Origin of the sequence: Bacteroides faecis (genome assembly GCF_020091505.1) — a bacterium.
GTDB classification, from domain to species: domain Bacteria; phylum Bacteroidota; class Bacteroidia; order Bacteroidales; family Bacteroidaceae; genus Bacteroides; species Bacteroides faecis.
This window is the reverse complement of sequence record NZ_CP081916.1, coordinates 3,497,379-3,520,987: the sequence shown is the minus strand read 5'-3', so window position 1 is coordinate 3,520,987 and position 23,609 is coordinate 3,497,379. Positions and strand designations below refer to the sequence as shown.

Genomic DNA, 23,609 nt, shown 5'->3' with positions numbered 1-23,609 from the left:
AGAGAGGAAGGGACATCATTAAGTTGGTGTCCTTTCTTTATTTCTACCAACTTATTAAACATTGTACATTATGGATATAGATTATACTGTGGGTGAAGTGGAACTATCCTACAAACCCAAATTCAAGAATATATATAAGGTAATCAGTTCAGAGGATGCTTATAAATATTTGCTCCCTACATATAGAGAGGGAACTATCTGTTACAAGGAATATTTTAAGGTCTTATTCCTAAACCAAGCCAACCAAGTTTTAGGCTACACACTCATATCAGAGGGAGGAATTACTGAAACATCTGTTGATGTCAGAGTAATTCTGCAAGCTGCGTTACTTACCAATTCAGTAGCTCTTGTTCTTGCACATAATCATCCAAGCGGTAATCTGAAACCAAGTAGGCAGGATATGGAGATTACTAAGCAGGTCAAGAATGCAGCCCAACTTATGAGGATTACAGTTTTAGACCACCTCATATTAACAGATGCAGGATATTACAGCTTCTCTGACGAGGGAGAATTATAATAAGGTAAATGGCACTCAATTTTTAAGTTGGGTGTCCTTATCATATTCACTTTGATAATTAGTGAATGTTCCCTTAGTAATCAATGAGTTAGTAAATCCAACTCAGAATTAATATTCACTTCTATTCGTTTCATTATAAAACAGAACATTATGTCACTTAAATATTCAAGCACAACCGCAGACTATCTTGTTTGGTCTGATGCAATGAACCTCATAAGAAAATTGGCAAAGGATGAGAATTATAAAATCTCACTCCTTATAGCTTTGGGATGCTTCACAGGATTAAGAATATCTGATATTCTATCTCTAAGGTGGAAGCAGATATTAGGTGTTGACGAGTTTACAGTAATTGAGCAAAAGACAGGCAAGGTAAGGACTATCAGACTGAATCCACAATTACAGGAACACATTAAAGAGTGTTACGAGCATATAAATCCAGTTGGAATCAATGCACCAATTCTTATAAGTCAGAAAGGCACTATCTTCACAGTTCAGAGAATCAATATCATTCTTAAAGAGGTGAAGAAGAAGTACAGATTAAAGATTAAGAACTTTAGCTGCCATTCACTTAGAAAGACATTCGGCAGGCAGGTTTATAATATGAACAGTGATAACGCAGAGTTAGCATTAGTAAAGCTGATGGAACTATTCAACCATAGTTCAGTTGCCATTACTAAGAGATACTTGGGACTAAGACAGGAAGAAATCTTACAAACTTATGACTGTTTGAGTTTCTGATAATTGGAATATGGGACAGAATTATTAAGATTCACCTTATATAGTGGTCTGAATGGTTCTGTCCCAATTTCATAATATATTGAGCTTAGACACATCTAAAGTCCAATTTTAATAGTTTGGCATTTCAGCCTTATAGAAGTAAGTCAATTCCATAAGTTTACAGAGTTTAGAACTGTCTCAATCCTTATTAATCATGTTGCTGGTAGCACTTCTTGAATATCCAACAATATACTGACCTAAAGTTAGTCATTCAAGGTTGGTAAGAATGTTCTGAATTTAGTTCTTATATGGGGAGAAGTGAATTTGATACCCACATGGATTTAGAGAGTTCAGATGCAATTCTGCTTAAATATTTTATTCAGACTATGTTTGAGGGCATAGAATTTACTATTAATCCACACTTCATGCCTATTAATTTAGAACCTTTCATTATCTTTGCATCAATTCCAATGAACTAATGCGTTAGGGAGTTGGAAGGACATAGTTAACGAAAGGTGTTATTGAAATTATCTTCTACTGACAAATTCTCGCAAAATTTGAAATGGAGTGAAGATGATAGCAGTAGCACCCACACTTGGATATATACCTACCTCATAGTTGCGAGGTTTCTATATGCCCTTTGGTGTGGGTCGCTATTGTTTTATCTACTCCAAAGGCAATGCGAGAAGCCCGTCAGTAAGATAAAGCAAATAGTGTTCCCACATCTTTTTTATTTATGCTCATCTTTGGGAACAGATGAGCGCAAATATCCTAATTATGACTAAAATGCAATATAATGGGGAAGACCCCAAATTATCAGAATTCTTTGTTATCCTTATAGTTCTGGTAGTAATTGGAATAGCAGCATGGCTGTTCTCTTAATAATTGAAAGGCATACTATGAATAATATATTTGCCAGACTATTCTGTTCTAAGAATCATTCAACAAGTGATGAAGCATACAATATTGTTGAGAGCATGGCTAAAGCAAAACCGCTATACAAAGAGCTTATCAAACAAGCTCACCCAGACAAACACCCCAACAATAAAGATGTAGCAGAGGAACTAACAGCAATGATTAATAACAACAGATTCAATTACAGAGAACTCTTAAAGATTAAGGATTTAGTAAATGATAAATTAGTGTAATATGAATATTGTCGATTTCTTTAAAAACTTACTCAATTCTTTAGTAGGTACTTCATTGGAGCGAATGAAGTTGATAAATACGATGAATCAAACTTTCAAAGACAGCTATTGTTCTGGTGCGTTAGATAGATTCTGCAAAGTCTCTATAACAGTTGGAGATACAAACTATGCGCATGAAATGAGTGCATTCTTTTTAAGAAGTGGGTTTAAAATCTCCATAGAGAACGATAATAATATAAAGGATTCTGAATTTAGAGATATATCTCAATACATATTATCAAACAAACCTTTCATAAGACAACTGATGACTTTAGGATTTGATACTCTTATCGTAATAGGTAAAACTTCAAGAAAGGGAATGCAATATTGTTTAAAAAGTTATACGCAATTAGGAGGTTTCTCATTAGAATAAATCATCATGTGGCATTCAGTTATAGACATTTACTCAATACATATCAGCAGACTATATGGCAGTTTGCATAATAAAGAACTTATTCAAGGATTAATAGCACAAACATTTACTATTGAGAGAAAAGATATTAGTAAATGGTACTCACCTCATAACAATATGCAGGAAACTCAAAGATTACACCTTGAACATAAGTTGCTTTTTACTAATGGAAAGATTGCGAGTTGTGACACAATAAGCTATCTAAATGGATTTCAATCAAGACTTTACACAAGAACATTTGAAGGCAGCAAAGTACATATTAAAGAATATATGCTTAAAGGATATATGAATCCACAGCCAGCTCCAACTCATGAAGGTTCTACTATTGAGAATATAACTCGTTATATTAAAGACACAGAAAAGGAAGGACAGTTAGCAGGCAGAACAATAGTATCTGATTGGGATGATAACGGTGTAAAGAAACAAGCTATCGTTAAATATAATCATTTAGGACATATAATCTTATATGACTCTTGGTGGAATGGCAAGAGAATAAAGAAAGAGTTTGAATATCAATACGACAATCATAATAATTGGGTAGAATGTAAAGAATATCATGATGGCAACTACGTGAACTTACATTTATGTCAATATAAGTACAAATGAGAGCGATTGAGAGAAAAGTTTACATATTACTAACTAAAGAACAATTTAATAATGAAAACTTTAAGATTAATTGGAATGACCTTGTTAATGGTCATGTTGGCTGTAAACTTTACAGCTTGTAGCGATGATGAAGAAGAACAGACAATCATTGACCAAGCCAACCTTATAGGTAAATGGCAGTCCACTTGGGAGAAGGTTCACAAAGTGGAGAATGGCAAGGAAGTTGTCACCTCTGATGAAGCCTACACCAATGGCTTATGGGAGTTCAAAGCTGACGGTACTTGCACAGAAGGCTATGCGGACGGTGGATATACAGAAACAAGTCGCTGGTCTTTGAAAGGCAATAAGCTGACTATCTCTTACGATGACGGTTATTCGGATGTCCTTACTATCAATGAGCTTACAGCTAATAAATTGGTTCTCGCCTTTGAGGATTGGGATAATACGGATGACGGTGGTTTAGAGTTAGACGATATTACTACGACCACCTACAAGAAGATTAACTAATTGCCAAACTAATTTAAGGCAGGGCAGCACTTGAGGGAACTCTTATGCTGCTTCTCTTTTATAGAATGTTCCACAACACCCCATTCGCAAGAATATAACAACCAAAGCATTGCTATTAAAAGAGGAATGATTACCTTTGTCTTAAACTCATAATCAAACAAATTATGGAATACATCAACGAATTTCACAAAGAATGGATAGAACGCACTCGTCAATCAATAGCCTCTTGGAGCAAGCGACCTGCATCGCCAGAAGAAGTAAGGAAGCAGCAGGAGAAACTGAATCAACAGAGGGCTATAAGAGAAGACAAACAGAAGAACTGATAAAGTTTGCCAATGACAATGGTCTATGGATTGACTTATCACACCTCAATATTACTTATATGGATAGAGGTGGTGAGAATGAAGTGTTCCATGATGGTAATGTGTCTGTTGTAAAATTAAATAACTTTGAGTACGCAGGGGATGATTTAGAGAACTTCTTCATCCGCATTGCTGCACATAACAAGTTCTTTGGCAATGTGCCTTATCAAATGATAGGCTTCGCTTATAACAGTCAGCAAGAATTTTGCGCAGTTCTCGTACAACCTTATATATTAGCTGAGCGAGAAGCTACAGAAGATGAGATAGCCGCCTATATGCAAGCATTAGGTTTTGAAATGGACTATTACGACGAATACCACAATTCAGATTATGAAGTGTTTGATGCAGTTCCCAATAATGTACTTTATGGCATAGACGGAGATTTATACTTCATTGACACGCAAATTAGATTACGGTCTTAACTCCATTAGGAGTACTCTCATCTAAAGGGTAACGCATAGGCATTTGCCCATGATGCAGCCCTTTTTGATAATTCGTTCTTTTATTTACTAACAAGGAGTTTACCCATTGCTATTATAGCATTGATTAATAACAGCTTGCAAAGACTTACAGGGATGCTGTGTCGCTGCTTCTTACGGTATGACTGACACGATGGGCCGTATGCACTCAGACGCTCAGTTCGCTGGTTCTTCATCAGTTCCTGCTCACGTAGAAATGATGGGATTCCTGGGAATTGGTAACAACCCGATGGTAGGATGTACAGTGGCTTGTGCTGTAGACGTAGCTCAGGCTTTGGCTAAGTAATTAAAGTTACATTATATAAATAAACTCCTGTAGTCCATGTGATTACAGGAGTTTTTTATTTGTGGTAATTTGAAGTAGATGGTAGTTTTAGATACCTTATCTCACCTATCATTTAGAATTGTTGAATGATAGATTTATATACAATGAAAGCTACATTTACATAAAATCATAATCAAAAGAAGCAGCAGGAACGCTTGAACCAGCAGAAAGCTATGAGAGAGGGCAAATCGAAGAGTTAATATCTTTTGCCAACTCAAATCATTTATGAATAACTATTATAGTATTGATTAATAACAGATTGCTATAGTTTACAAGAAGCCGAAATGATAGGATTCTTGGGAATTGGTAACCCCCAATGGTAAGTTGCACTGTGGCTTGCGCTGTAGACGTAGCTCAGGCCTTAGCTAAGTAATAAAAGTTACTTATTATTATACAGGAGAGTATTTTTTATAAGGCACTCTCCTATTTTTATAAAAAAGATGATGATTGTTACAAATAATCTACACTATCGTTGTTTAGTTCTCTACAACAAATTCTTACCATGAACCAGCTTATAACATATCTTTGCAATGAGATAATAATATCCATAAATTATTAAAAAGAGAAGAGGATATAAAGAGAGAATTTTAGAAAATAAAGAATTACATAAAATAAACTCTCGAAAATAATCCAGTATGACACACATCGGACAAATTATTGAAAAAGAGCTCCATCGCCAAGAACGCTCGGTCACATGGTTCGCAAGACGACTCTATTGCGATCGAACTAATGTATATAATATATTTAGAAGACAGAGCTTAGATACAGAACTGTTGTTACGTATATCCATTATATTAGAATACAATTTCTTCCAAATATATTCTGATATATATAACAACAGAACATAGAAATATCTTCTACAACCTTGTATATAAAACAGCAACAATTAAAAGGATATTTATGTTTAAAGAGCATGTATCTTTGCAAAGTTTTTTAAGACAACCAAAGTATATGACTAAAAAGATTACACATTAAAAACAAAAAAGATGAAACAATTTAGAATTTTAAGTATGTTGATGATTGTGCTTATATCAAGCCTGTCATTTGTATCATGTGGAGATGATGATGATGAAACGTCTGGTGATTTCAGTGCCAGCATAGCAGGAGTTTATACAGGTAAACTCAAAGTTGGAACTAATGTTACAGCTGATGCATATGTAGTCACTGTTACCAAAGTATCTTCTTCTGTAGTAAAAGTTACCGCTGACTTCTACACAGATAACGGTAGTGAAAATTACAATGTTACTAAAGAAGGCAATCAATACATTCTTTCAAGCGAAAGCTCATCTGGTATCAACATAACTGTTACAGGTAAAGCAATGACTATAAGTTTCCTTAATAATGCAGGAAGTATGACCACTTTTACCGGAACTCGTGATTAAAGCCCACCAATCTTTACAGTAAAAGTAGAAATTCAGTAAAGGTTACAAATATCCCAAAGCCGTAATTTCCCTTTTCTTGAAAATGAGAAATTACGGCTTTTATAAATAAAAGCTATGAAAATTGTATATAACACTATTCTCTTTACATTACTATTTCTAGCCACAAGCTGTGATCATTCGGAGAAAATCGATGATATAAAACTTGAAATTTCACAAAACATCTTCCGCAACATCGACAATAACGGAGGGAAAATAACTGTTGCTATCACATCTAATTCTGAATGGATCATCGCAAATTCAGCTGATTGGTGCATACCAGACAAATATCAAGGAGAAGGAAACGATATACTTACTATAAAAATTCTAGCTAACACCAAACATGCAAACAGACAAACTAATCTAATCATATCCGCCCAAGGGATAAACCAAACAATCAAGATTTCACAACAAAAAGGAGAAGTTAATCCAGATTTAGATAAAATACACTATCAATTACCCGTTATTTTCCATGTTCTTTATCAAAACGAAAATGACATAAATCAATATATAAAAGAAGACCATTTAAAAGATGTATTAGTGCGAACTAACCATTTCTATCAATCTGAAAAGTGTGGAATTGATATAAATCTCGAATTTGTATTAGCAACCAAAGATAAGAATGGAACCACATTACCAGAACCTGGAGTAGAAAGAGTGCCATTTAATGAGCTTCCTATTGATTGCGAAAAGTTTATGAGAGATAATACAGGAAAATATACATCTTTACTATGGGAACCCAATGAATACATTAACATAATGGTATATCCTTTTACGGATTCGCAGATTTTAGGCATATCTACATTTCCATATAGTTTAAAGGACTTTTTTTTAGAAGGGACTCAACAGGTATCAGCTTCGTGGATCACTTTAGAGAATTTGAGTTTCCCATATTGTATATCGATCAATAGTTCATATATTTATGAGCAAAGTACAGATGAAAGAATTAATCAAAACGATGCTGCAATAACATTAGCACACGAACTCGGACACTATTTAGGATTACGTCATGTATTCTCAGAAGGAGGGACCACTTCAATGTGTACCGATACGGATTATTGCAAAGATACTCCCAGTTATAACCGTAGTGAGTATGAACAATGGCTTAACAATTTGGATAAGCAGAATAAATATCAATTAAAAGATTTAGCTAAACGATATAGCTGTGAAAAAGGAGAATATGAAGCACACAACATTATGGACTATGCATATTGCTTTTATAATGAAATAACTTTAGAACAACGAAAAAGAATACGCCATATCTTAAACTATAGCCCACTGATTCCAGGTCCCAAAGAAAGCAGAATAGATACCAGAGGCGTACAAGGCAGATTGAATTTGCCAATATGTATAATGAAATAACATAATCAGGTAAAACGGGGCAGCAAGTATTTCATCGACTGTTCCTCCATAGTAGTCAAATGTCAGAACAAGTCTTGACTATTACAACTAATTATCCGTTTTCTACATCACAATACAAAACTTTTATACAGGATAACTTGTTATTACAATATAACCAAACATCATGAAACGATGCTACTGACATTTTTAAACATACTGGCCACCATCATTGGCGTAATCAGTTTATTGATTGTAACCTATGGAGTATTCGTAGGATTCATCGCTTTTCTCCGTAACGAATTCAAACGGATCAACGGAACCTATACCATCAATAATGTCCGGCAGCTGAGAGCTGATTTCGGCAGTTACCTCTTATTGGGATTAGAATTTCTAATTGCATCAGACATACTAAAGACCGTAGTAGACCCGACTTTAGACGAACTGGCTATTTTAGGAGGTGTAGTTATAGTAAGAACTGTATTATCAGTCTTTCTGAATAAAGAAATAAAAGAACTAGCCGAAGAAGAAAATTCAAAAAGCACATAAATAGATTGGAATAAATAAAAAATGTATTACTTTTGCATGAATTCTTAATGACCTATGGTATGGAATATATCAATGAATTTCACAATGACTGAAATTCCAAAGAATATAAAGGACACGATATGAAAAAGAACTTACTATTATTACTTTGCTTGTTTTGTCTGGTCAATGTTTGCCATGCAAAAGCGAAAGACACTTTTACCGTTTTCCAATTAAACCTGTGGCATGGATGTACTAAAGTACCCAACGGAGATCAAGGCATTATTGATGTACTGGATCAGATGGATGCGGATGTCGTTTTTCTGTGCGAAATCAGAGACGGAAAACAGTTTATCCCTCATGTGATCGAAGAGCTGGAGAAGAGAGGAAAACATTACTATGGTGAAACGTTTGATCTTGCAATCGGTGTTTTGAGTAAATTCAAGCCGGACAGTTGGACCAAATGCTGCATCGTACCTGGTGACGAAGGTCGTGCTATGGTGAAAATGGTTGCAACAATCGAAGGCCAACCCGTATCTTTCTATTCTTGTCATTTGGACTACCGGCATTATCAATGCTATATGCCACGTGGATATAATGGTACTACCTGGAAGAAAATGGATAAGCCGATAACGGATGAAGAAGAAGTCTTGAAAGCAAACAGACAGTCTTTCCGGGATGAAACCATCCGTGCTTTTATTCAGGAAGTACAATCTGACATTCAACAAGGCCGCCCGATAATCATGGGAGGAGATTTTAATGAGCCCTCTCATTTAGACTGGCAGGCAGATACAAAGGATTTGTGGGATCATAATGGGGCTGTCATTCATTGGGACTGCTCAATGATGTTGAGCAAAGCAGGATTCAAAGATACATATCGCGAAAAATATCCCAATACAGTTCGATATCCCGGTTTTACATTCCCAGCCGGAAACAAACTCGCAGAAGAGGCTAAACTGGAAAAGTTGGCTTGGGCGCCTGAGGCAGACGAACGTGACCGGATTGATTTCATTTATTATTATCCATTGGAGTCGATGCTTTCCATGAAGAATAGCAAGTTGGTAGGTCCCTCCGAAACAGTTGTCCGGGGAAAAATAACAGAAAATGATTCTAAAGATAAGATTCTGACGCCTTCTTGTATTTGGCCCAGCGACCATAAAGGTAATCTTGCTACATTTAAGATTCGGAAGAAACGGTAATAGTATATTGAGTAGGGTGACTTTCATCGTGCGTCACCCTAAAATTCCAAAGCTTCAAATCAGAGAATTCTCTTCCTTCTCTATCATCTTATCATAATACGCAATGCGTGCGGCACACTCCCGAATAGTCACCTCGCGCAATGCTTCCGTTCGTGCCAGCATATATTCGTATTGTTCTTCACTGACAGTGAATAGTCGGTTGTACCGAGCTTCGATATACGCCCGACATAATTTATCGAACGCTTCTCTATCTTCGGGAGTATTAACTGGAAAGACATTAGCGAAACCTCGTGAACGGCTTTTAGCCATCGGGCCCAACACTTCCAATTTATGAGACTTAGGGCGAGTGCCGCCATAGACAAGCATATAGGCTTTGTAGTAACGTTCGCAAGCTTGATGCAATTCGAACGAACCGTATTTTAAATCATTGCTTTTGTTGGCAGTCTGTCCAGATCTTAAAAAACTTTCTGCCATGTCGAAGCATCCTGCATATTCTTCCTCCGCATATTGCTTAATTTCCCGATACGGCAACTTCTCAGGTTTGCCAATCTGAAACGTGCCGTCGTCATATAATAGAATGCCATCTTTTATGATCTCATAAAAAAAATAATGTTTTCTTCTTATAGCCCGATTAACGGTCGTCGTGCTTTCAACAATGATTTGCGGTGGTGCCGGGTGCCGCTTCCCTTCCATTCGTTTATCATACTTAGGAACGACAAAGGCGTTCGCATGATTCTCTGCTTTAACAGCATCGCCCGTATCACATATCACCAGAATATCAAGGTCACTTTGGTAGTAAGTAAGTCCACCTCGTTCGTCGTATGTTTCATCCCAAATGACATATTCTCCACGTGCATAACTCCCATAAAGGATAATCATACGTACATTCACAAGGTACTGCAATATCAGTTCTTGCAACACTGCCAACTCTTCCTGTGTGCGTTTGGGTAAACGTTTTATTGATCTTTTCATAATGACAATCTATCTATTTGTTGCATAACGCTCTTCCTTCTCTATCATCTTATCATAATACGCAATGCGTGCGGCACACTCCCGAATAGTCACCTCGCGCAATGCTTCCGTTCGTGCCAGCATGTATTCGTATTGTTCTTCACTGACAGTGAATAGTCGGTTGTACCGAGCTTCGATATACGCCCGACATAATTTATCAAACGCTTCTCTATCTTCGGGAGTATTAACTGGAAATACATTCGCGAAACCTCGTGAACGGCTTTTAGCCATCGGGCCCAACACTTCCAATTTATGGGATTTAGGGCGAGTGCCACTATGGACAAGCATATACGTCTTGTAGTAACGTTCGCAAGCTTGATGTAAAAAGAATGAACCTAATTTATATTCTTTTTCCACTTGAGCCAATTTTCCATGTCTTAATAATCCCTCTGCCATGTCGAAACATCCTGCATATTCTTCCTCCGCATATTGCTTTATTTCCCGATACGGCAACTTCTCCGGTTTGCCAATCTGAAACGTGCCGTCATCATATAACAGAATGCCGTCTCTTAAGGCCTCATAAAAGAAATAATGTTTCCTTCGGATAGCCCGATTAAAAGTTGTCGTGCTTTCAACAATGATCTGAGGTGGTGCAGGATGTCTCCTTCCTTCCATTCGTTTATCATACCTAGGAACAACAAAGGCGTTCGCATGATTCTCCGCTTTAATAGCATCGCCCGTATCACATATCACCAGAATATCAAGGTCGCTTTGGTAGTAAGTAAGTCCACCTCGTTCGTCGTATGTTTCATCCCAAATGACATATTCTCCACGTGCATAACTCCCATAGAGGATAATCATACGTACATTCACAAGGTACTGCAATATCAGTTCTTGCAGCACTGCCAACTCTTCCTGTGTGCGTTTGGGCAAACGCTTTATTGATCTTTTCATAATGACAATCATCTATTCTTAACCGCAAAGATAACTTAAATCAGTGTATTAATGATTGTATTGAAACGCTTTTTTCAAGACTTTGATAGTGTGTTATACTAAGAAATGGCATGTCTGCTATTTTTCATTCCATTGATTCTAGTACTTACTCCCATCAACTCTTGTACTTCATCTTGCAGTTTCTCGTACTTCATACTTCCAACTCAAGTACTTCAAACTCTCAACTCCAGTACTTTACTTCTTACATTCTTGTACATCATTTTCCCTCTTCAAGTACTTCAATCGTTACACTCCTCTGCCTCATTTCCTTTCACTTTTCGTTCTTTTCTCTTTGTATTTCTGTTCTTTCGCACTCACATATGTATACTATTTGCACCATTAAAAAGTCCTTTATTCCCTACTGACACTGACAACTGCCACTTTAGCGTTTCTTTAATAATAACATTTCTTTTTCCGTTTGCATACATTACTAATTATCAACACATTATAAACATATAAAATATTAATTCCATGCACACTCTGTCAGTATGGAGCATTTAGTGGCAGTACTTTTCCATTCATTCATTTGTAAATATATACACTACAACAAATATGAATAACCGGACGAAGGTAGGAATACAATTTCAACAGCGTTGAATAGGCTTCTTTCTTCCAGTGATGACAAAGTTATTAGTAAACTATGATTAATTCAAGTTTCGCAAGTTACTTTTGCGTTATCCAAACTATCTTAATGGGGCTGTGTCAAAACTAAGGCACATCCCCTTCTTTTTTTAATATAAAATAGTCGTTCCTCTTTTTTGTCTATGCGACTATTTTTTCAGTAATTAGGTAATAAGGCTTAATATTCGTCGTATTTTGAGTCACACGTGGTCTGATAAAGATAAATATAGTGTGTGCACTCCTTCTCTTTCCTGCTTTTAGTAGTTTTGTACACATTTTTTTGATATTAAAAGCTATAGCAAAGAAGGCAAAGTCCATTGTAACCTTGTCTTCTCCCACATGCCGGAACCTTTTGTATGCCATGTTGTGTTTCATTTGTCCAAAAACTGCTTCCGGTTCTATACATCGCCTTCCCCTATGCCTGATGCCTTCTTCCGAGAGTAACCTTTCCCGTGCCTGCCGTTTGTATTGGTTTAACCGGTGGTTGACTTCTATCATACGGTTCCCCCGAGCTTTAAAGCAACTGCCACACAAAGGACACCCTTCACATCTTTGTGCTTTATATCGGGCACTTTCGGTGATGTATCCGCTTGCTGTTTTGTCACGTCTAGTTCCTATACGGTTCATGTGCTGCCCCATAGGACAAATGTAATAATCCTCCCCCGCATTGTAATGGAGACTCTCCGCATGGAATGGATTGGGGGTATAACGGGGACGCTGTTCTTTATGGAAGTAGTTGTACTTGACAAAGGCTTCTATCCCATTATCTTGCATGAACCGATAATTTTCTTCCGAGCCGTAACCGGAGTCTGCCACACCGACAGTTGGTAAGCGGTTATAGCGTTGCTCAAAGGAGTGGAAGAAAGGTATGAGGGTCAGTGTGTCGGTTGGGTTGGGAAACAGTCGGAAGTCTATGAGGAATTGGTTCTCGGTACCTATTTGCAGATTATATCCGGGTTGGGTCTGTCCGTTTCTCATGGCGTCTTCTTTCATGCGCATGAAGGTGGCATCAGGATCGGTCTTGGAGTAGGAGCTGCGTTCTCCAAGAGTATCAAGATGGTTGTCGTATTCTATCAACTTGTCACGGTACTCCTCAAGTTCCCGGACCTGTTTCTTCTTTTCCCGGATGACCTTCTTTTGTTCCTTGTCCTTTGTTACAGGCTGGTGTTCCAGCACCTCTTTAAGTTCATTCACTATATCTGAGAGCATGGCGGGAGTGAACTCTACGGGTGTATCTTTCATGGAGTTCTCTTGGGCTATGACTTCATCCACCTGCTCCAGGAGAATGCGGATCTTATCCATCAGCTTTGTACGGTTCTTTTCGACTGTCTTGCGCCAGACAAAAGTATATTTGTTGGCTTTGGACTCAATCTTGGTACCGTCGATATACTCTACGTCAAGGCTGATAAAACCTTTGTCGGCAAGGACAAGAACCAACTGCGTGAATACGGTATTTATTTCCTCTTTTACACGGTTTCGAAAACGGTTGATGGTAATAAAATCCGGATGTTCATTACCGGAAAGCCAGATATAATGAATATCACGTAGGAGAAGCTTCTCTATTTTGCGGCACGAATAGATATTGTTCATGTAGGCGTAGATAATCACCTTAAGCATCATTTTAGGATGATAAGGACAACGACCGGTTGCTTTATAAAGCTTCTTGAAATTGTCAAGATTGAGATTATCAACAACAGTATTAACTATGCGAACCGGATCGTTCGCTGCTATGTTTTCATCAATTCTTCCGGGAAAAAGAACTGTTTGGTTGGGAAGGTAAGGACGAAAATGTAACTTTGCCATAACGAAAAACTTTATGCCTAAAGATACAAAAACTTTGGGTAATAACAAAGCCCGGGCTTGTGAAAGTCTGGGCTTTGTGCATAAAAAAAGGTTGTGCCAGCGTTTTGACACAACCTCCTTAAGATACTACCGACTTTTTAGTCACTCCCAATTGAGATACTACTGTTTGTCAATAATATAAAGAATTTGCGGAACTTCAGTGATTAAGAGTTATTTAAAGGCATTTTAATTTACATACTCATCCATTCCTCTTGGATGTATTCTCTGTAAAGAGGCCTTAAGGTGTCAGTTGTCAGTAGTGTCAGTAGATTTACTTTTCTGTAGGGATAGCACAACAATTAAAATCCTGATAATCAATCAAGAGATCATCTTTTTTTATTTTTTCAGTCTTCTGCCGTTCCACCCTGCATTTACTGACATAAAAATTGTTAATCTCCCGGGGAATATCGTAAATATATGATACAAACAAGTTTTTCACCAGTCTATAAGAATGAAAACAAATAATAGAAAAAGCCAGATTAAACCACCTGTTGATTTGCAACAAATGAGCTATCGTTCATTCCCGGACAACTTATCGATTAAGACAGCATCGATATCTTTTGCCAATTCTTGATAGGTCGCCAAAGGATCATCTGTATATACAGCACGAATAATCCCCTCCTTGTCTGTTATCAATATACGGGGAATGGTATGGGAAGCAAAAAGCGAAAAGACAGCATCATCATTCTGAGCGGAAAAAGGCAAGGTAAACGAATGTTTTTCCCAATAGGCTTGTACTTCAGAGCCCGATTCCGAACGGCTGATACAAGACAATAATACATCCGGATTCTCTTTATATGTATCATAAACTTTCTGAATAACCGGAAGTTCTTTCTGACAATCCGGACAATCCGTATGAAAAAAGACAATCACTCCAACCTTCCCGCTAAATGACTGCGTATTCAACACTCCCCCATCACTCATCTCTACCGAAAACTGAGGAAGGGCGTCACCGGCAACAAGAGCAAAGTCTCCCCTGTCATCATCATCATCCGTGATACAGGAAGAAAAAACTGCCAGAACGATACATAGCAATATCACCACTTTGCTTCTTATTTCCACTTTCATATCTTTCTTCGTTAGTTATGCAACTCCCAAAAGCTCTACCTCAAATACCAATGTCGAAAAAGCCGGAATCGGACCGGATGCACGGGTTCCGTATCCCATCGTGTAAGGTATATAGATGATCCATTTATCTCCCGCACGCATCCGTTGGAGCGCCAGTTGCCAACCATCTATTACATCGCAGAGGCGGAAAGCTTCCGGACAATTACGTTCATAAGAATTATCAAACACCCGACCGTTAATCAGGCTCCCTTTATAATGAACGGTAACAATACTCCGCACATTAGGAAAAACAGTCCCCGTACCGGTCTCCAAAACCTTATAATAGATGCCGCAAGGCAAGGCATAAACACCTTCCTGCGATGACAATTCTTTTAAGAACTCCAAATTCGTCTCTTTATATTCTTGCTTTCTTCCCATAAATACATGATTTGAATGTACAAAAGTAAGCAGATTTAAGAGAAATCTTCCATAAAAACTGTATATTTGTTTGTTGAATCATAAAACCTCATCGCTATGGGACAAATTAAAACCAGATGCAGCACTGCTGCCGGACTATTCTTGATTCTTTTGACAGTAATTGCGGGATTTTCGTCCTGTAAAAGTAATCAGAAAGACATTATTCCTTCTGCCGAATACGCTCCATACGTCAATGCTTATACGGGAGGAGTGATTTCGCAAAACTCAACGATACGCATAGAACTGACACAAGACCAACCGATGGTGGACCTGAATCAGGAACTGAAAGACAATCCGTTCAGTTTCTCTCCTTCATTGAAAGGAAAAACGTATTGGGTCAGCAACAATATCATTGAATTTGTCCCCGAAGAAGGGGCACTGAAACCAGGCGCCTTTTACGAAGGAACCTTCCACCTGGGAGATTTCGTCGATGTAGACAAAAAGCTGGAAGAATTCAACTTCTCCTTCCGCGTGCAGGAACGAAACTTTAGTATTCATACCGATCCGATAACCGTCACAGCCACCCAGCCCGACCAAGTGACCGTAACGGGTGAAATACGTTTCAGCGATGTAGTGAAAAAAGAGGAAGTAGAGAAAATGCTCACAGCCGGAAGCGAAAAGAACAAAAGCTATCCGATTGAAATCACCCAGACAGATCACCCGACCCGATACGCATTCAGCATCAGTCAGATAACCAAAGAAGCGGAAGATTACCAACTGGAAATTACCGCCAAAGGCAATCCGGCAGGCATCGACCGTACCCAAAACGAAAGTATTCTGATCCCGGCAAAGAACAGTTTCCGCTTCCTGTCCGCCGTACGCATCGACCAACCGGAAAACGGAATTGAAATCATATTCTCCGACCCTGTATCCAACACACAGGACTTGAAAGGGCTCATCGACGTTCCGGAAGTTTCTTCCTCTATTTTCCAGATCAAAGAAAATAAAGTATTCGTTTACTTCGAAGCCGGCAAACTGAACAAACTGACGCTGAATATCCATGAAGGAATAAGAAACAGCCAGGACAAACCGCTGGGCACTTCCCACTCCATCTCATTCAGTGAACTGAACCTGAAACCGCAGGTAGAAATGGCTACTTCCGCCGCTATCCTGCCCGATTCGAAAAGTCTGATCATCCCCTTCCGTGCCGTCAATCTATATGCGGTGGATTTGAGCGTGATCCGTATTTTCGAAAGCAACGTATTGATGTTCATGCAGAACAACTCGCTCTCCTCAGCCAATGAATTGCGACGTTCGGGACGACTGGTTTATAAGAAGACATTGTGGCTGGCGAAAGATTCTTCCAAAGATGTGCACCGCTGGGAAGACTATTCGATAGACCTTGCCGGATTGATTCATCAGGAGCCGGGAGCCATTTACCGTGTCATCCTCTCGTTCCGCCAGGAATACTCCGCTTATCCTTGCGGGGGAAGTGAAAACAAGGAAATGCAGTTCGCGGACAACAAGTCTTCCGACAACCTGACCAAAGTCAGCGGAGAGACATTGTCGGAAGACGATGAAGCGGTATGGGACACTCCGGAAACATACTATTATTATAACGGCAGCGTGCCGATGGACTGGAGCCAGTACCGATGGACAGAACGGGATAATCCCTGCCATCCGTCCTACTATATGAATTCCGACCGGATAGCTGCCTGCAATATCTTTGCCTCCAATCTGGGAATGATTGTGAAACGTAATTCACTGAATAAGTTGTGGATTGCGGTAAATAACATTCTGGATACGAAGCCGGTAGCGAAAGCACAGGTAACAATTTACAACTTCCAGCTCCAGCCGATTGGAAAGGGAGAGACGAACGGTGAAGGGCTGGTAGAAATCACTCCGAAGGGAGTTCCTTTCATAGCGGTAGCCGAAGCGGACAAGCAAAAGGCATATGTACGCGTGGTCGATGGCGAAGAGCAGTCGGTCAGCCGGTTCGATGTGGGAGGAAAAGACATTCAGAAAGGTCTGAAAGGATTTATCTATGGCGAGAGAGGCGTATGGCGTCCGGGAGATACACTGCATATTTCCTTCATGCTGGAAGACCGTGAGAAACGCATTCCGGACAAACATCCGGTAGCATTGGAGATTTACAATCCAAGAGGACAGTTCTATACCAAAATGATCTCTACGCAGGGTACAAACGGATTTTATACATTTGCCGTGCCCACACAAGCCGACGATCCCACCGGATTATGGAATGCCTACGTGAAAGTAGGAGGAACTGCCTTCCACAAGAGTCTGCGCATCGAAACCATCAAGCCGAACCGTCTGAAGATTACACTAGCTTTACCAACCATCCTTCAGGCTTCGAGCAAAGACGTATATGCCCCGCTTACTTCTTCATGGCTGACGGGAGCCACCGCATCGCGACTGAAAGCCAAGGTCGAAATGTCCTTATCAAAGGTCAATACGCAGTTCAAGAACTACGGGCAATACCTGTTCAACAATCCGGCAACGGACTTTACGACCGTCCGGGCGGATGTGTTCAACGGGGTGCTGGATGCGGAAGGAAGAGCAGGCGTCAATATACAGCTTCCGGTAGCAACGGGTGCTCCGGGCATGCTGAATGCAACGCTCACCACCCGTGTTTTCGAACCGGGAGGAGATGCAAGCATTTACTCGCAAACTGTTCCCTTCTCTCCGTTCACATCGTATGTGGGCATCAATCTGAACCAGCCGAAAGGAAAGTATATCGAAACAGACAAAGATCATGTGTTTGACATCGTGACGGTCAACGATCAGGGACAGCCGGTGAACCGTTCCAATCTGGAATATAAAATCTACCGGATCAGCTGGAGCTGGTGGTGGGAAAACGGTGAAGAGTCTTTCGGAACCTACATCAACAACAGTTCCATCACTCCCGTTGCCAGTGGTAACCTGCAGACCACAGGAGGAAAAGCCTCCTTCAAGTTCCGCATCAATTATCCGGATTGGGGACGCTATCTGGTGTACGTGAAAGACCGTGAAAGCGGACACGCCACCGGAGGAACCGTCTACATCGACTGGCCCGACTGGCGCGGACGTTCGAACAAGACAGACCCGAGCGGCATCAAGATGCTTGCTTTCTCACTGGACAAAGATTCTTATGAGATAGGAGAAACAGCCACGGCAATCATTCCCGCAGCCGCCGGAGGACGTGCGCTGGTATCCCTCGAAAACGGTTCGACCGTCTTGCAGCAGCAATGGCTCGAAGTGTCCGATCAGGGAGATACGAAACTCACCTTCAAGATTACACCGGAAATGGCTCCGAATGTTTATCTGCATATCAGCCTGTTGCAGCCTCATGCGCAGACAGTCAATGATCTGCCGATCCGTATGTACGGCATTGCTCCGGTATTTGTGACCAACCGTCAGACGATTCTGCAACCGCAGATCAAGATGCCGGAAGTGCTGCGTCCGGAAACTGACTTTAACGTGACTGTCAGCGAGAAAAGCGGAAAACCGATGACTTATACACTGGCGATTGTGGATGACGGTCTGCTCGATCTGACTAACTTCAAGACGCCCGACCCGTGGAACGAGTTTTATGCACGCGAGGCTCTCGGCATCCGTACATGGGATATGTACGACGATGTGCTGGGTGCTTCCGGCGGACGTTACAGTTCATTGTTCAGCACAGGTGGAGATGCCTCGCTGAAACCGGCAGATGCCAAAGCCAACCGTTTCAAACCGGTGGTCAAATTCATCGGTCCTTTCTATCTTGCGAAAGGCAAGCAACAGACACATACGTTGAAGCTTCCGATGTATGTGGGTTCTGTACGTGCGATGGTAGTTGCCGGACAGGACAGCGCTTACGGAAATGCGGAAAAGACTGCATTTGTGCGGACACCGCTCATGCTGTTGTCTACTCTGCCCCGTGTATTGAGTACGCAGGAAGAAATTACCGTTCCGGTAAATGTATTCGCTATGGAGAACCAAGTGAAGAACGTGACCGTATCGCTGGAAGCATCCGGCGCAGGCGTACAGATCACGGGCAATCGCCAGCAGTCACTCACTTTTGACCAGCCGGGTGACCAACTGGCATACTTCACTCTGAAAACAGGCAGCAAAACCGGAAAGGCAACCATCCACCTGACGGCAAGCGGCAACGGACAGCAGACCAAAGAAACGATCGAAATAGAAGTCCGGAATCCGAATCCGGTGGTTACCTTACGCAACAGCCAATGGATAGAAGCCGGTCAGGAGGCCGAACTGTCATACACACTGGCAGGTTCTTCTTCGGCTAACAATCAGGTGCAACTGGAAGTCTCCCGCATTCCGTCGGTAGACATCAGCCGTAGATTCGACTTCTTATACAACTATCAGCATCATTGCACAGAGCAACTGACTTCCAAAGCATTACCTCTCTTATTCGTCTCCCAGTTCAAGGCAGTGGACGAACAGGAGGTCGAGAAAATAAAGACGAATGTACAGGAAGCTATCCGGCAGATATATGCCCGCCAGCTTCCCAACGGCGGATTTGTATACTGGCCGGGCAACGCCGTCGCCGATGAATGGATCACTTCTTACACGGGTATGTTCCTGACACTGGCACAAGAAAAAGGGTATGCCGTTCATCCGAACGTACTGAACAAATGGAAACGCTTCCAGCGTGCCGCCGCCCAAAACTGGCGTATGCCGCAGGAAGCAAGCAACTGGCAGATATGGCAATCGGAATTGCAGCAGGCCTTCCGCCTCTATACCCTTGCACTGGCCGGTGCACCGGAATACGGAGCCATGAACCGCATGAAGGAACAGCCGGGACTCTCCATCCAAGCCAAATGGAGACTGGCAGCCGCCTACGCGCTGACCGGTAAGATGAAACCTGCCGGAGAATTAGTATACAACGCAGAAACGACCGTCATTCCTTACTCTTCCATGAATCTGATTTACGGTTCGTCCGACCGGGATGAAGCAATGATTCTGGAAACGCTCATTCTGATGAAACGGGATCGGGATGCGTTGCAACAGGCAAAGAAGGTATCACAGAATCTGGCACAGGAAAACTGGTTCAGCACGCAGTCTACCGCCTTTGCCCTGATGGCAATGGGACGACTTGCGGAGCAATTATCCGGTACACTGGATTTCACATGGAGCTGGAACGGCAAGCAACAGCCCGCCGTGAAATCTGCTAAAGCCGTATTTGAGAAGGAGATAGCTACTTCTCCGAAATCGGGAACAGTCTCTGTGAAGAATCAAGGCAAAGGAGCATTGAGCGTAGACCTGATTACACGTACCCAATTGCTGAATGATACGCTGCCAGCCATTGCCGATAATATCCGGCTGGATGTGAAATACACAGATATGGCAGGTTCACCGATTTCCGTGGAAGACATCAGACAGGGAACAGACTTTATGTCTGCGGTCACCCTATCCAATATCAGCGGTACTTCCGATTACAGCAATCTGGCACTGACCCATATTATACCGTCCGGATGGGAAATATATAATGAACGGATGATTGTTCCGGAAGCGTCCTCTTCCAATTCTAATGAAGCGAATACTCCGGAAAGTTCAGCCGATAAGTACACCTATAAAGATATTCGTGACGACCGGGTATTGACTTATTTCGATCTGCGACGGGGTGAATCGAAAACATTTACCGTAAGGTTGCAGGCAACTTATGCAGGTAACTTCATTCTTCCGGCCATTCAGTGCGAAGCTATGTATGATGCAGTGGTACAGGCACGCACCAAAGCGGGAAGAACGACTGTCAGCCGCTGACAAGACTCTGAACAATAAAACAGCATTGACAGATAGCATAAGTGCATGGGAAGCAAAATCTTGAATTTCTTCAAACGATTGTCCGTCACCCAAAAAGTAATACTTTGTATTCTTGCTTTTTTGGTGACAGGATATATCTTTTGTCTTCCCCGCCACCTGTTTCATGTCCCCTACTCCACAGTAGTGACGGACCGGAACGAGGAACTGCTGGGTGCACGCATCGCCTCCGACGGCCAATGGAGATTCCCTCCCCGAAACACGACTCCGGAAAAGATCAAGGAATGCCTCATCACTTTCGAAGACAAACATTTCTACCACCATTGGGGAGTCAATCCGTTCGCTATCGGAAGAGCTTTCTATCAGAATGTGAAGAATAAACGCATCGTAAGCGGAGGCAGCACGCTGACCATGCAGACCATCCGCCTGGCACGAAACGAATCGCGCACCTTCCGTGAGAAACTGATTGAAATGATCTGGGCCACCCGCCTGGAATTTCGCGCTTCCAAAGAGGAGATTCTTTCCATGTATATCTCCCATGCCCCTTTCGGGGGAAATGTAGTGGGACTGGATGCCGCCGCATGGCGCTACTTCGGACATTCTGCCGATGACTTATCGTGGGCGGAGTCTGCCATGCTTGCCGTTCTTCCCAACGCGCCCGCCATGATTCATCTGTCCAAAGGACGGAAAACGTTGCTTGACAAACGAAACCGCCTGCTGAAACAGCTTCTCGAAAAGAAAACCATCGATTCGTCTACCTACGAACTGGCTATCAGCGAGCCACTTCCCGATGAACCTCATGCGCTCCCACAAATCGCACCGTACCTGGTCAGCCGGTTCTATCAGGAACGAAACGGCGAATACTCCCGTTCGACCATCAACAAGGGCATTCAAACCCAAGTAGAAGATCTGGCGGAACGATGGAGCAACGAGTTCGGACGAAGCGATATCCGCAATCTGGCTATTCTGGTGATTGACATTCCGAGCAATCAAGTGGTGGCATACTGCGGCAACGTCCATTTCGACCGGAAACAAGGAGGAAATCAAGTGGACGTCATTCAGGCTCCGAGAAGTACGGGCAGTATTCTCAAACCTTTCTTATATTACGCAATGTTACAAGAAGGAAGTTTACTGCCGGATATGTTGCTGCCGGACGTACCCGTCAATATCAACGGATTTACGCCACAGAATTTCAGTATGCAGTTCGAAGGAGCTGTTCCCGCTTCGGAAGCTCTCGCGCGTTCATTAAATATTCCCGCAGTCACGATGCTGCAAAGATACGGAGTCCCGAAGTTTCATAGCTTCCTGCAACAGATCGGGCTAAAAACCATCAACCGTTCTTCTTCCCACTATGGTTTATCACTTATTCTGGGAGGAGCGGAAGCCACTTTATGGGATGTAACAAACGCATATGCAATGATGGGACGCAGTTTGTTGCAACTGCCGCAAAGGTCTTGCAGCCTGTTGCTCCCGACAAGCCGAATCACAGAATCAACCGATCCTTTTCAGCCAGGCGCCGTATGGCAGACATTCGATGCCTTGAAAGAAGTCAACCGTCCCGAAGAGATTGACTGGAAATCCATTCCTTCCATGCAGACCATTGCATGGAAAACCGGAACGAGCTACGGATTCCGGGATGCTTGGGCGGTGGGTGTTACGCCCCGCTATGCAGTCGGCGTATGGGTAGGAAATGCCACCGGAGAAGGAAAGCTCGGACTGGTGGGTGCACAGACAGCCGGCCCCGTACTATTCGATATTTTTAATCTGCTCCCCTCCTCTTCGTGGTTTACACGTCCTGCGGGCATCTTTGTCGAAGCAGAGGTCTGCCGGAAATCGGGACATCTGAAAGGACGGTTCTGTGATGAAATGGACACACTTCTTGTTTTACCGGCAGGACTGCGGACAGAGGCATGCCCCTATCACCATCTTGTCACTTTATCAGCCGATGAAAGCCAGCGTATTTATGAAAATTGCGCCAACACGGAGCCTACGCTTCGAAAAAGCTGGTTCACACTGCCACCCGTATGGGAATGGTATTACAAACAACATCATCCGGAGTATAAACCGCTGCCTCCTTTTAAAGCCGGATGCGGAGAAGATACTTTCCAGCCGATGCAATTTATCTATCCTCCGATGAACGCACGCATCAAACTGCCCAAGCAACTGGATGGCAGCAAAGGTTTCCTGACTGTAGAACTGGCGCACAACAATCCTAACGCTACCGTTTTCTGGCATCTTGACGAGACCTACCAAGCACAGACACAGGACTTTCACAAAATCTCCCTGCAACCCGCCGCCGGCAAACATTCGCTGACGGCAGTAGACGGTGAAGGAAATACCATCTCCACCACTTTCTTTGTTGAGTGATATTCATTATCTTTGC

Annotated in this window: 19 protein-coding genes and 2 pseudogenes; 16 read left to right on the top strand and 5 right to left on the bottom strand. The window is 41.7% G+C overall.

What is annotated here, in order from left to right:
* Positions 1 to 70: 70 nt before the first annotated feature.
* From K6V30_RS13665 to K6V30_RS13605, 14 genes and pseudogenes are all read left to right on the top strand, one after another.
* Positions 71 to 517 carry a JAB domain-containing protein gene (locus tag K6V30_RS13665; RefSeq protein ID WP_055269230.1) on the top strand — a complete coding sequence of 149 codons (447 nt, stop codon included), beginning with the start codon at positions 71 to 73 and terminating at the stop codon, positions 515 to 517.
* Between the two features lie 150 nt (positions 518 to 667).
* Positions 668 to 1,255 carry a tyrosine-type recombinase/integrase gene (locus K6V30_RS13660; RefSeq protein ID WP_055269231.1) on the top strand — a complete coding sequence of 196 codons (588 nt, stop codon included), beginning with the start codon at positions 668 to 670 and terminating at the stop codon, positions 1,253 to 1,255.
* A gap of 878 nt (positions 1,256 to 2,133) precedes the next feature.
* Positions 2,134 to 2,382: a hypothetical protein gene (locus K6V30_RS13655; RefSeq protein WP_004310784.1), complete on the top strand. Its 249-nt coding sequence runs from the start codon at positions 2,134 to 2,136 to the stop codon at positions 2,380 to 2,382.
* A gap of 1 nt (position 2,383) precedes the next feature.
* The gene (locus K6V30_RS13650; protein WP_055269232.1) at positions 2,384 to 2,794 is read left to right on the top strand and encodes a hypothetical protein; all 411 of its coding nucleotides are present in this window, start codon (positions 2,384 to 2,386) and stop codon (positions 2,792 to 2,794) included.
* A gap of 6 nt (positions 2,795 to 2,800) precedes the next feature.
* Positions 2,801 to 3,439 (top strand): hypothetical protein, encoded by a 639-nt coding sequence (locus tag K6V30_RS13645; RefSeq protein ID WP_004310782.1) that lies wholly within the window; start codon positions 2,801 to 2,803, stop codon positions 3,437 to 3,439.
* A gap of 51 nt (positions 3,440 to 3,490) precedes the next feature.
* Positions 3,491 to 3,946, top strand: coding sequence for a lipocalin-like domain-containing protein (locus K6V30_RS13640; RefSeq protein WP_005923901.1), 456 nt, complete (start codon positions 3,491 to 3,493; stop codon positions 3,944 to 3,946).
* Between the two features lie 193 nt (positions 3,947 to 4,139).
* Positions 4,140 to 4,730 carry a putative polyvalent protein kinase domain-containing protein gene (locus K6V30_RS13635; protein WP_005832800.1) on the top strand — a complete coding sequence of 197 codons (591 nt, stop codon included), beginning with the start codon at positions 4,140 to 4,142 and terminating at the stop codon, positions 4,728 to 4,730.
* 166 nt (positions 4,731 to 4,896) lie between these two features.
* A pseudogene (locus tag K6V30_RS13630) lies at positions 4,897 to 5,073 on the top strand (GGGtGRT protein); the annotation flags it as partial.
* A 320-nt stretch (positions 5,074 to 5,393) separates the two neighbouring features.
* Positions 5,394 to 5,485: pseudogene (locus K6V30_RS25380) on the top strand (GGGtGRT protein); the annotation flags it as partial.
* A gap of 262 nt (positions 5,486 to 5,747) precedes the next feature.
* On the top strand, positions 5,748 to 5,960 hold the full coding sequence (locus tag K6V30_RS13625) for a hypothetical protein (RefSeq protein ID WP_008760489.1): 213 nt from the start codon (positions 5,748 to 5,750) through the stop codon (positions 5,958 to 5,960).
* A gap of 138 nt (positions 5,961 to 6,098) precedes the next feature.
* Positions 6,099 to 6,494, top strand: coding sequence for a hypothetical protein (locus K6V30_RS13620; protein ID WP_008760488.1), 396 nt, complete (start codon positions 6,099 to 6,101; stop codon positions 6,492 to 6,494).
* Positions 6,495 to 6,608: 114 nt separating this feature from the next.
* Entirely contained in the window at positions 6,609 to 7,892 is a 1,284-nt protein-coding gene (locus K6V30_RS13615; protein ID WP_008760487.1) for a zinc-dependent metalloproteinase lipoprotein, read from the top strand.
* Between the two features lie 171 nt (positions 7,893 to 8,063).
* Positions 8,064 to 8,417 (top strand): DUF1622 domain-containing protein, encoded by a 354-nt coding sequence (locus K6V30_RS13610; RefSeq protein WP_008766711.1) that lies wholly within the window; start codon positions 8,064 to 8,066, stop codon positions 8,415 to 8,417.
* Positions 8,418 to 8,536: 119 nt separating this feature from the next.
* Complete coding sequence (locus K6V30_RS13605; RefSeq protein WP_008760485.1) at positions 8,537 to 9,592, top strand: endonuclease/exonuclease/phosphatase family protein; 1,056 nt, start codon at positions 8,537 to 8,539, stop codon at positions 9,590 to 9,592.
* 54 nt (positions 9,593 to 9,646) lie between these two features.
* Here K6V30_RS13605 and K6V30_RS13600 read toward each other — a convergent pair whose 3' ends face one another.
* The 5 genes from K6V30_RS13600 to K6V30_RS13580 form a co-directional block, all read right to left on the bottom strand.
* Entirely contained in the window at positions 9,647 to 10,564 is a 918-nt protein-coding gene (locus K6V30_RS13600; RefSeq protein WP_010537466.1) for a HEPN domain-containing protein, read from the bottom strand.
* Positions 10,565 to 10,573: 9 nt separating this feature from the next.
* The gene (locus K6V30_RS13595) at positions 10,574 to 11,497 is read right to left on the bottom strand and encodes a HEPN domain-containing protein (RefSeq protein ID WP_117615601.1); all 924 of its coding nucleotides are present in this window, start codon (positions 11,495 to 11,497) and stop codon (positions 10,574 to 10,576) included.
* An 801-nt stretch (positions 11,498 to 12,298) separates the two neighbouring features.
* Positions 12,299 to 13,960: an IS1182-like element ISBthe2 family transposase gene (locus K6V30_RS13590; protein ID WP_224207123.1), complete on the bottom strand. Its 1,662-nt coding sequence runs from the start codon at positions 13,958 to 13,960 to the stop codon at positions 12,299 to 12,301.
* Positions 13,961 to 14,509: 549 nt separating this feature from the next.
* Positions 14,510 to 15,067: a TlpA family protein disulfide reductase gene (locus tag K6V30_RS13585; protein ID WP_022471235.1), complete on the bottom strand. Its 558-nt coding sequence runs from the start codon at positions 15,065 to 15,067 to the stop codon at positions 14,510 to 14,512.
* A gap of 15 nt (positions 15,068 to 15,082) precedes the next feature.
* Entirely contained in the window at positions 15,083 to 15,484 is a 402-nt protein-coding gene (locus K6V30_RS13580) for a BamJ family beta-barrel-assembly machinery protein (protein WP_008766716.1), read from the bottom strand.
* 96 nt (positions 15,485 to 15,580) lie between these two features.
* On the opposite strand from K6V30_RS13580, the gene K6V30_RS13575 reads away from it, so the two are divergent.
* Both K6V30_RS13575 and pbpC read left to right on the top strand, forming a co-directional pair.
* Positions 15,581 to 21,229 (top strand): alpha-2-macroglobulin family protein, encoded by a 5,649-nt coding sequence (locus tag K6V30_RS13575; RefSeq protein ID WP_055269964.1) that lies wholly within the window; start codon positions 15,581 to 15,583, stop codon positions 21,227 to 21,229.
* 45 nt (positions 21,230 to 21,274) lie between these two features.
* Complete coding sequence (gene pbpC, locus K6V30_RS13570) at positions 21,275 to 23,593, top strand: penicillin-binding protein 1C (protein WP_055269962.1); 2,319 nt, start codon at positions 21,275 to 21,277, stop codon at positions 23,591 to 23,593.
* Positions 23,594 to 23,609: the final 16 nt, after the last annotated feature.

Excerpts from the sequence above, each read along its gene's own strand:
- K6V30_RS13665 (WP_055269230.1), top strand. The coding sequence starts at position 71 with ATGGATATAGATTATACTGTGGGTGAAGTGGAACTATCCTACAAACCC.
- K6V30_RS13660 (WP_055269231.1), top strand. The coding sequence starts at position 668 with ATGTCACTTAAATATTCAAGCACAACCGCAGACTATCTTGTTTGGTCT.
- K6V30_RS13655 (WP_004310784.1), top strand. The coding sequence starts at position 2,134 with ATGAATAATATATTTGCCAGACTATTCTGTTCTAAGAATCATTCAACA.
- K6V30_RS13650 (WP_055269232.1), top strand. The coding sequence starts at position 2,384 with ATGAATATTGTCGATTTCTTTAAAAACTTACTCAATTCTTTAGTAGGT.
- K6V30_RS13645 (WP_004310782.1), top strand. The coding sequence starts at position 2,801 with ATGTGGCATTCAGTTATAGACATTTACTCAATACATATCAGCAGACTA.
- K6V30_RS13640 (WP_005923901.1), top strand. The coding sequence starts at position 3,491 with ATGAAAACTTTAAGATTAATTGGAATGACCTTGTTAATGGTCATGTTG.
- K6V30_RS13635 (WP_005832800.1), top strand. The coding sequence starts at position 4,140 with ATGGATAGAACGCACTCGTCAATCAATAGCCTCTTGGAGCAAGCGACC.
- K6V30_RS13625 (WP_008760489.1), top strand. The coding sequence starts at position 5,748 with ATGACACACATCGGACAAATTATTGAAAAAGAGCTCCATCGCCAAGAA.
- K6V30_RS13620 (WP_008760488.1), top strand. The coding sequence starts at position 6,099 with ATGAAACAATTTAGAATTTTAAGTATGTTGATGATTGTGCTTATATCA.
- K6V30_RS13615 (WP_008760487.1), top strand. The coding sequence starts at position 6,609 with ATGAAAATTGTATATAACACTATTCTCTTTACATTACTATTTCTAGCC.
- K6V30_RS13610 (WP_008766711.1), top strand. The coding sequence starts at position 8,064 with ATGCTACTGACATTTTTAAACATACTGGCCACCATCATTGGCGTAATC.
- K6V30_RS13605 (WP_008760485.1), top strand. The coding sequence starts at position 8,537 with ATGAAAAAGAACTTACTATTATTACTTTGCTTGTTTTGTCTGGTCAAT.
- K6V30_RS13600 (WP_010537466.1), bottom strand. The coding sequence starts at position 10,564 with ATGAAAAGATCAATAAAACGTTTACCCAAACGCACACAGGAAGAGTTG.
- K6V30_RS13595 (WP_117615601.1), bottom strand. The coding sequence starts at position 11,497 with ATGAAAAGATCAATAAAGCGTTTGCCCAAACGCACACAGGAAGAGTTG.
- K6V30_RS13590 (WP_224207123.1), bottom strand. The coding sequence starts at position 13,960 with ATGGCAAAGTTACATTTTCGTCCTTACCTTCCCAACCAAACAGTTCTT.
- K6V30_RS13585 (WP_022471235.1), bottom strand. The coding sequence starts at position 15,067 with ATGAAAGTGGAAATAAGAAGCAAAGTGGTGATATTGCTATGTATCGTT.
- K6V30_RS13580 (WP_008766716.1), bottom strand. The coding sequence starts at position 15,484 with ATGGGAAGAAAGCAAGAATATAAAGAGACGAATTTGGAGTTCTTAAAA.
- K6V30_RS13575 (WP_055269964.1), top strand. The coding sequence starts at position 15,581 with ATGGGACAAATTAAAACCAGATGCAGCACTGCTGCCGGACTATTCTTG.
- pbpC (WP_055269962.1), top strand. The coding sequence starts at position 21,275 with ATGGGAAGCAAAATCTTGAATTTCTTCAAACGATTGTCCGTCACCCAA.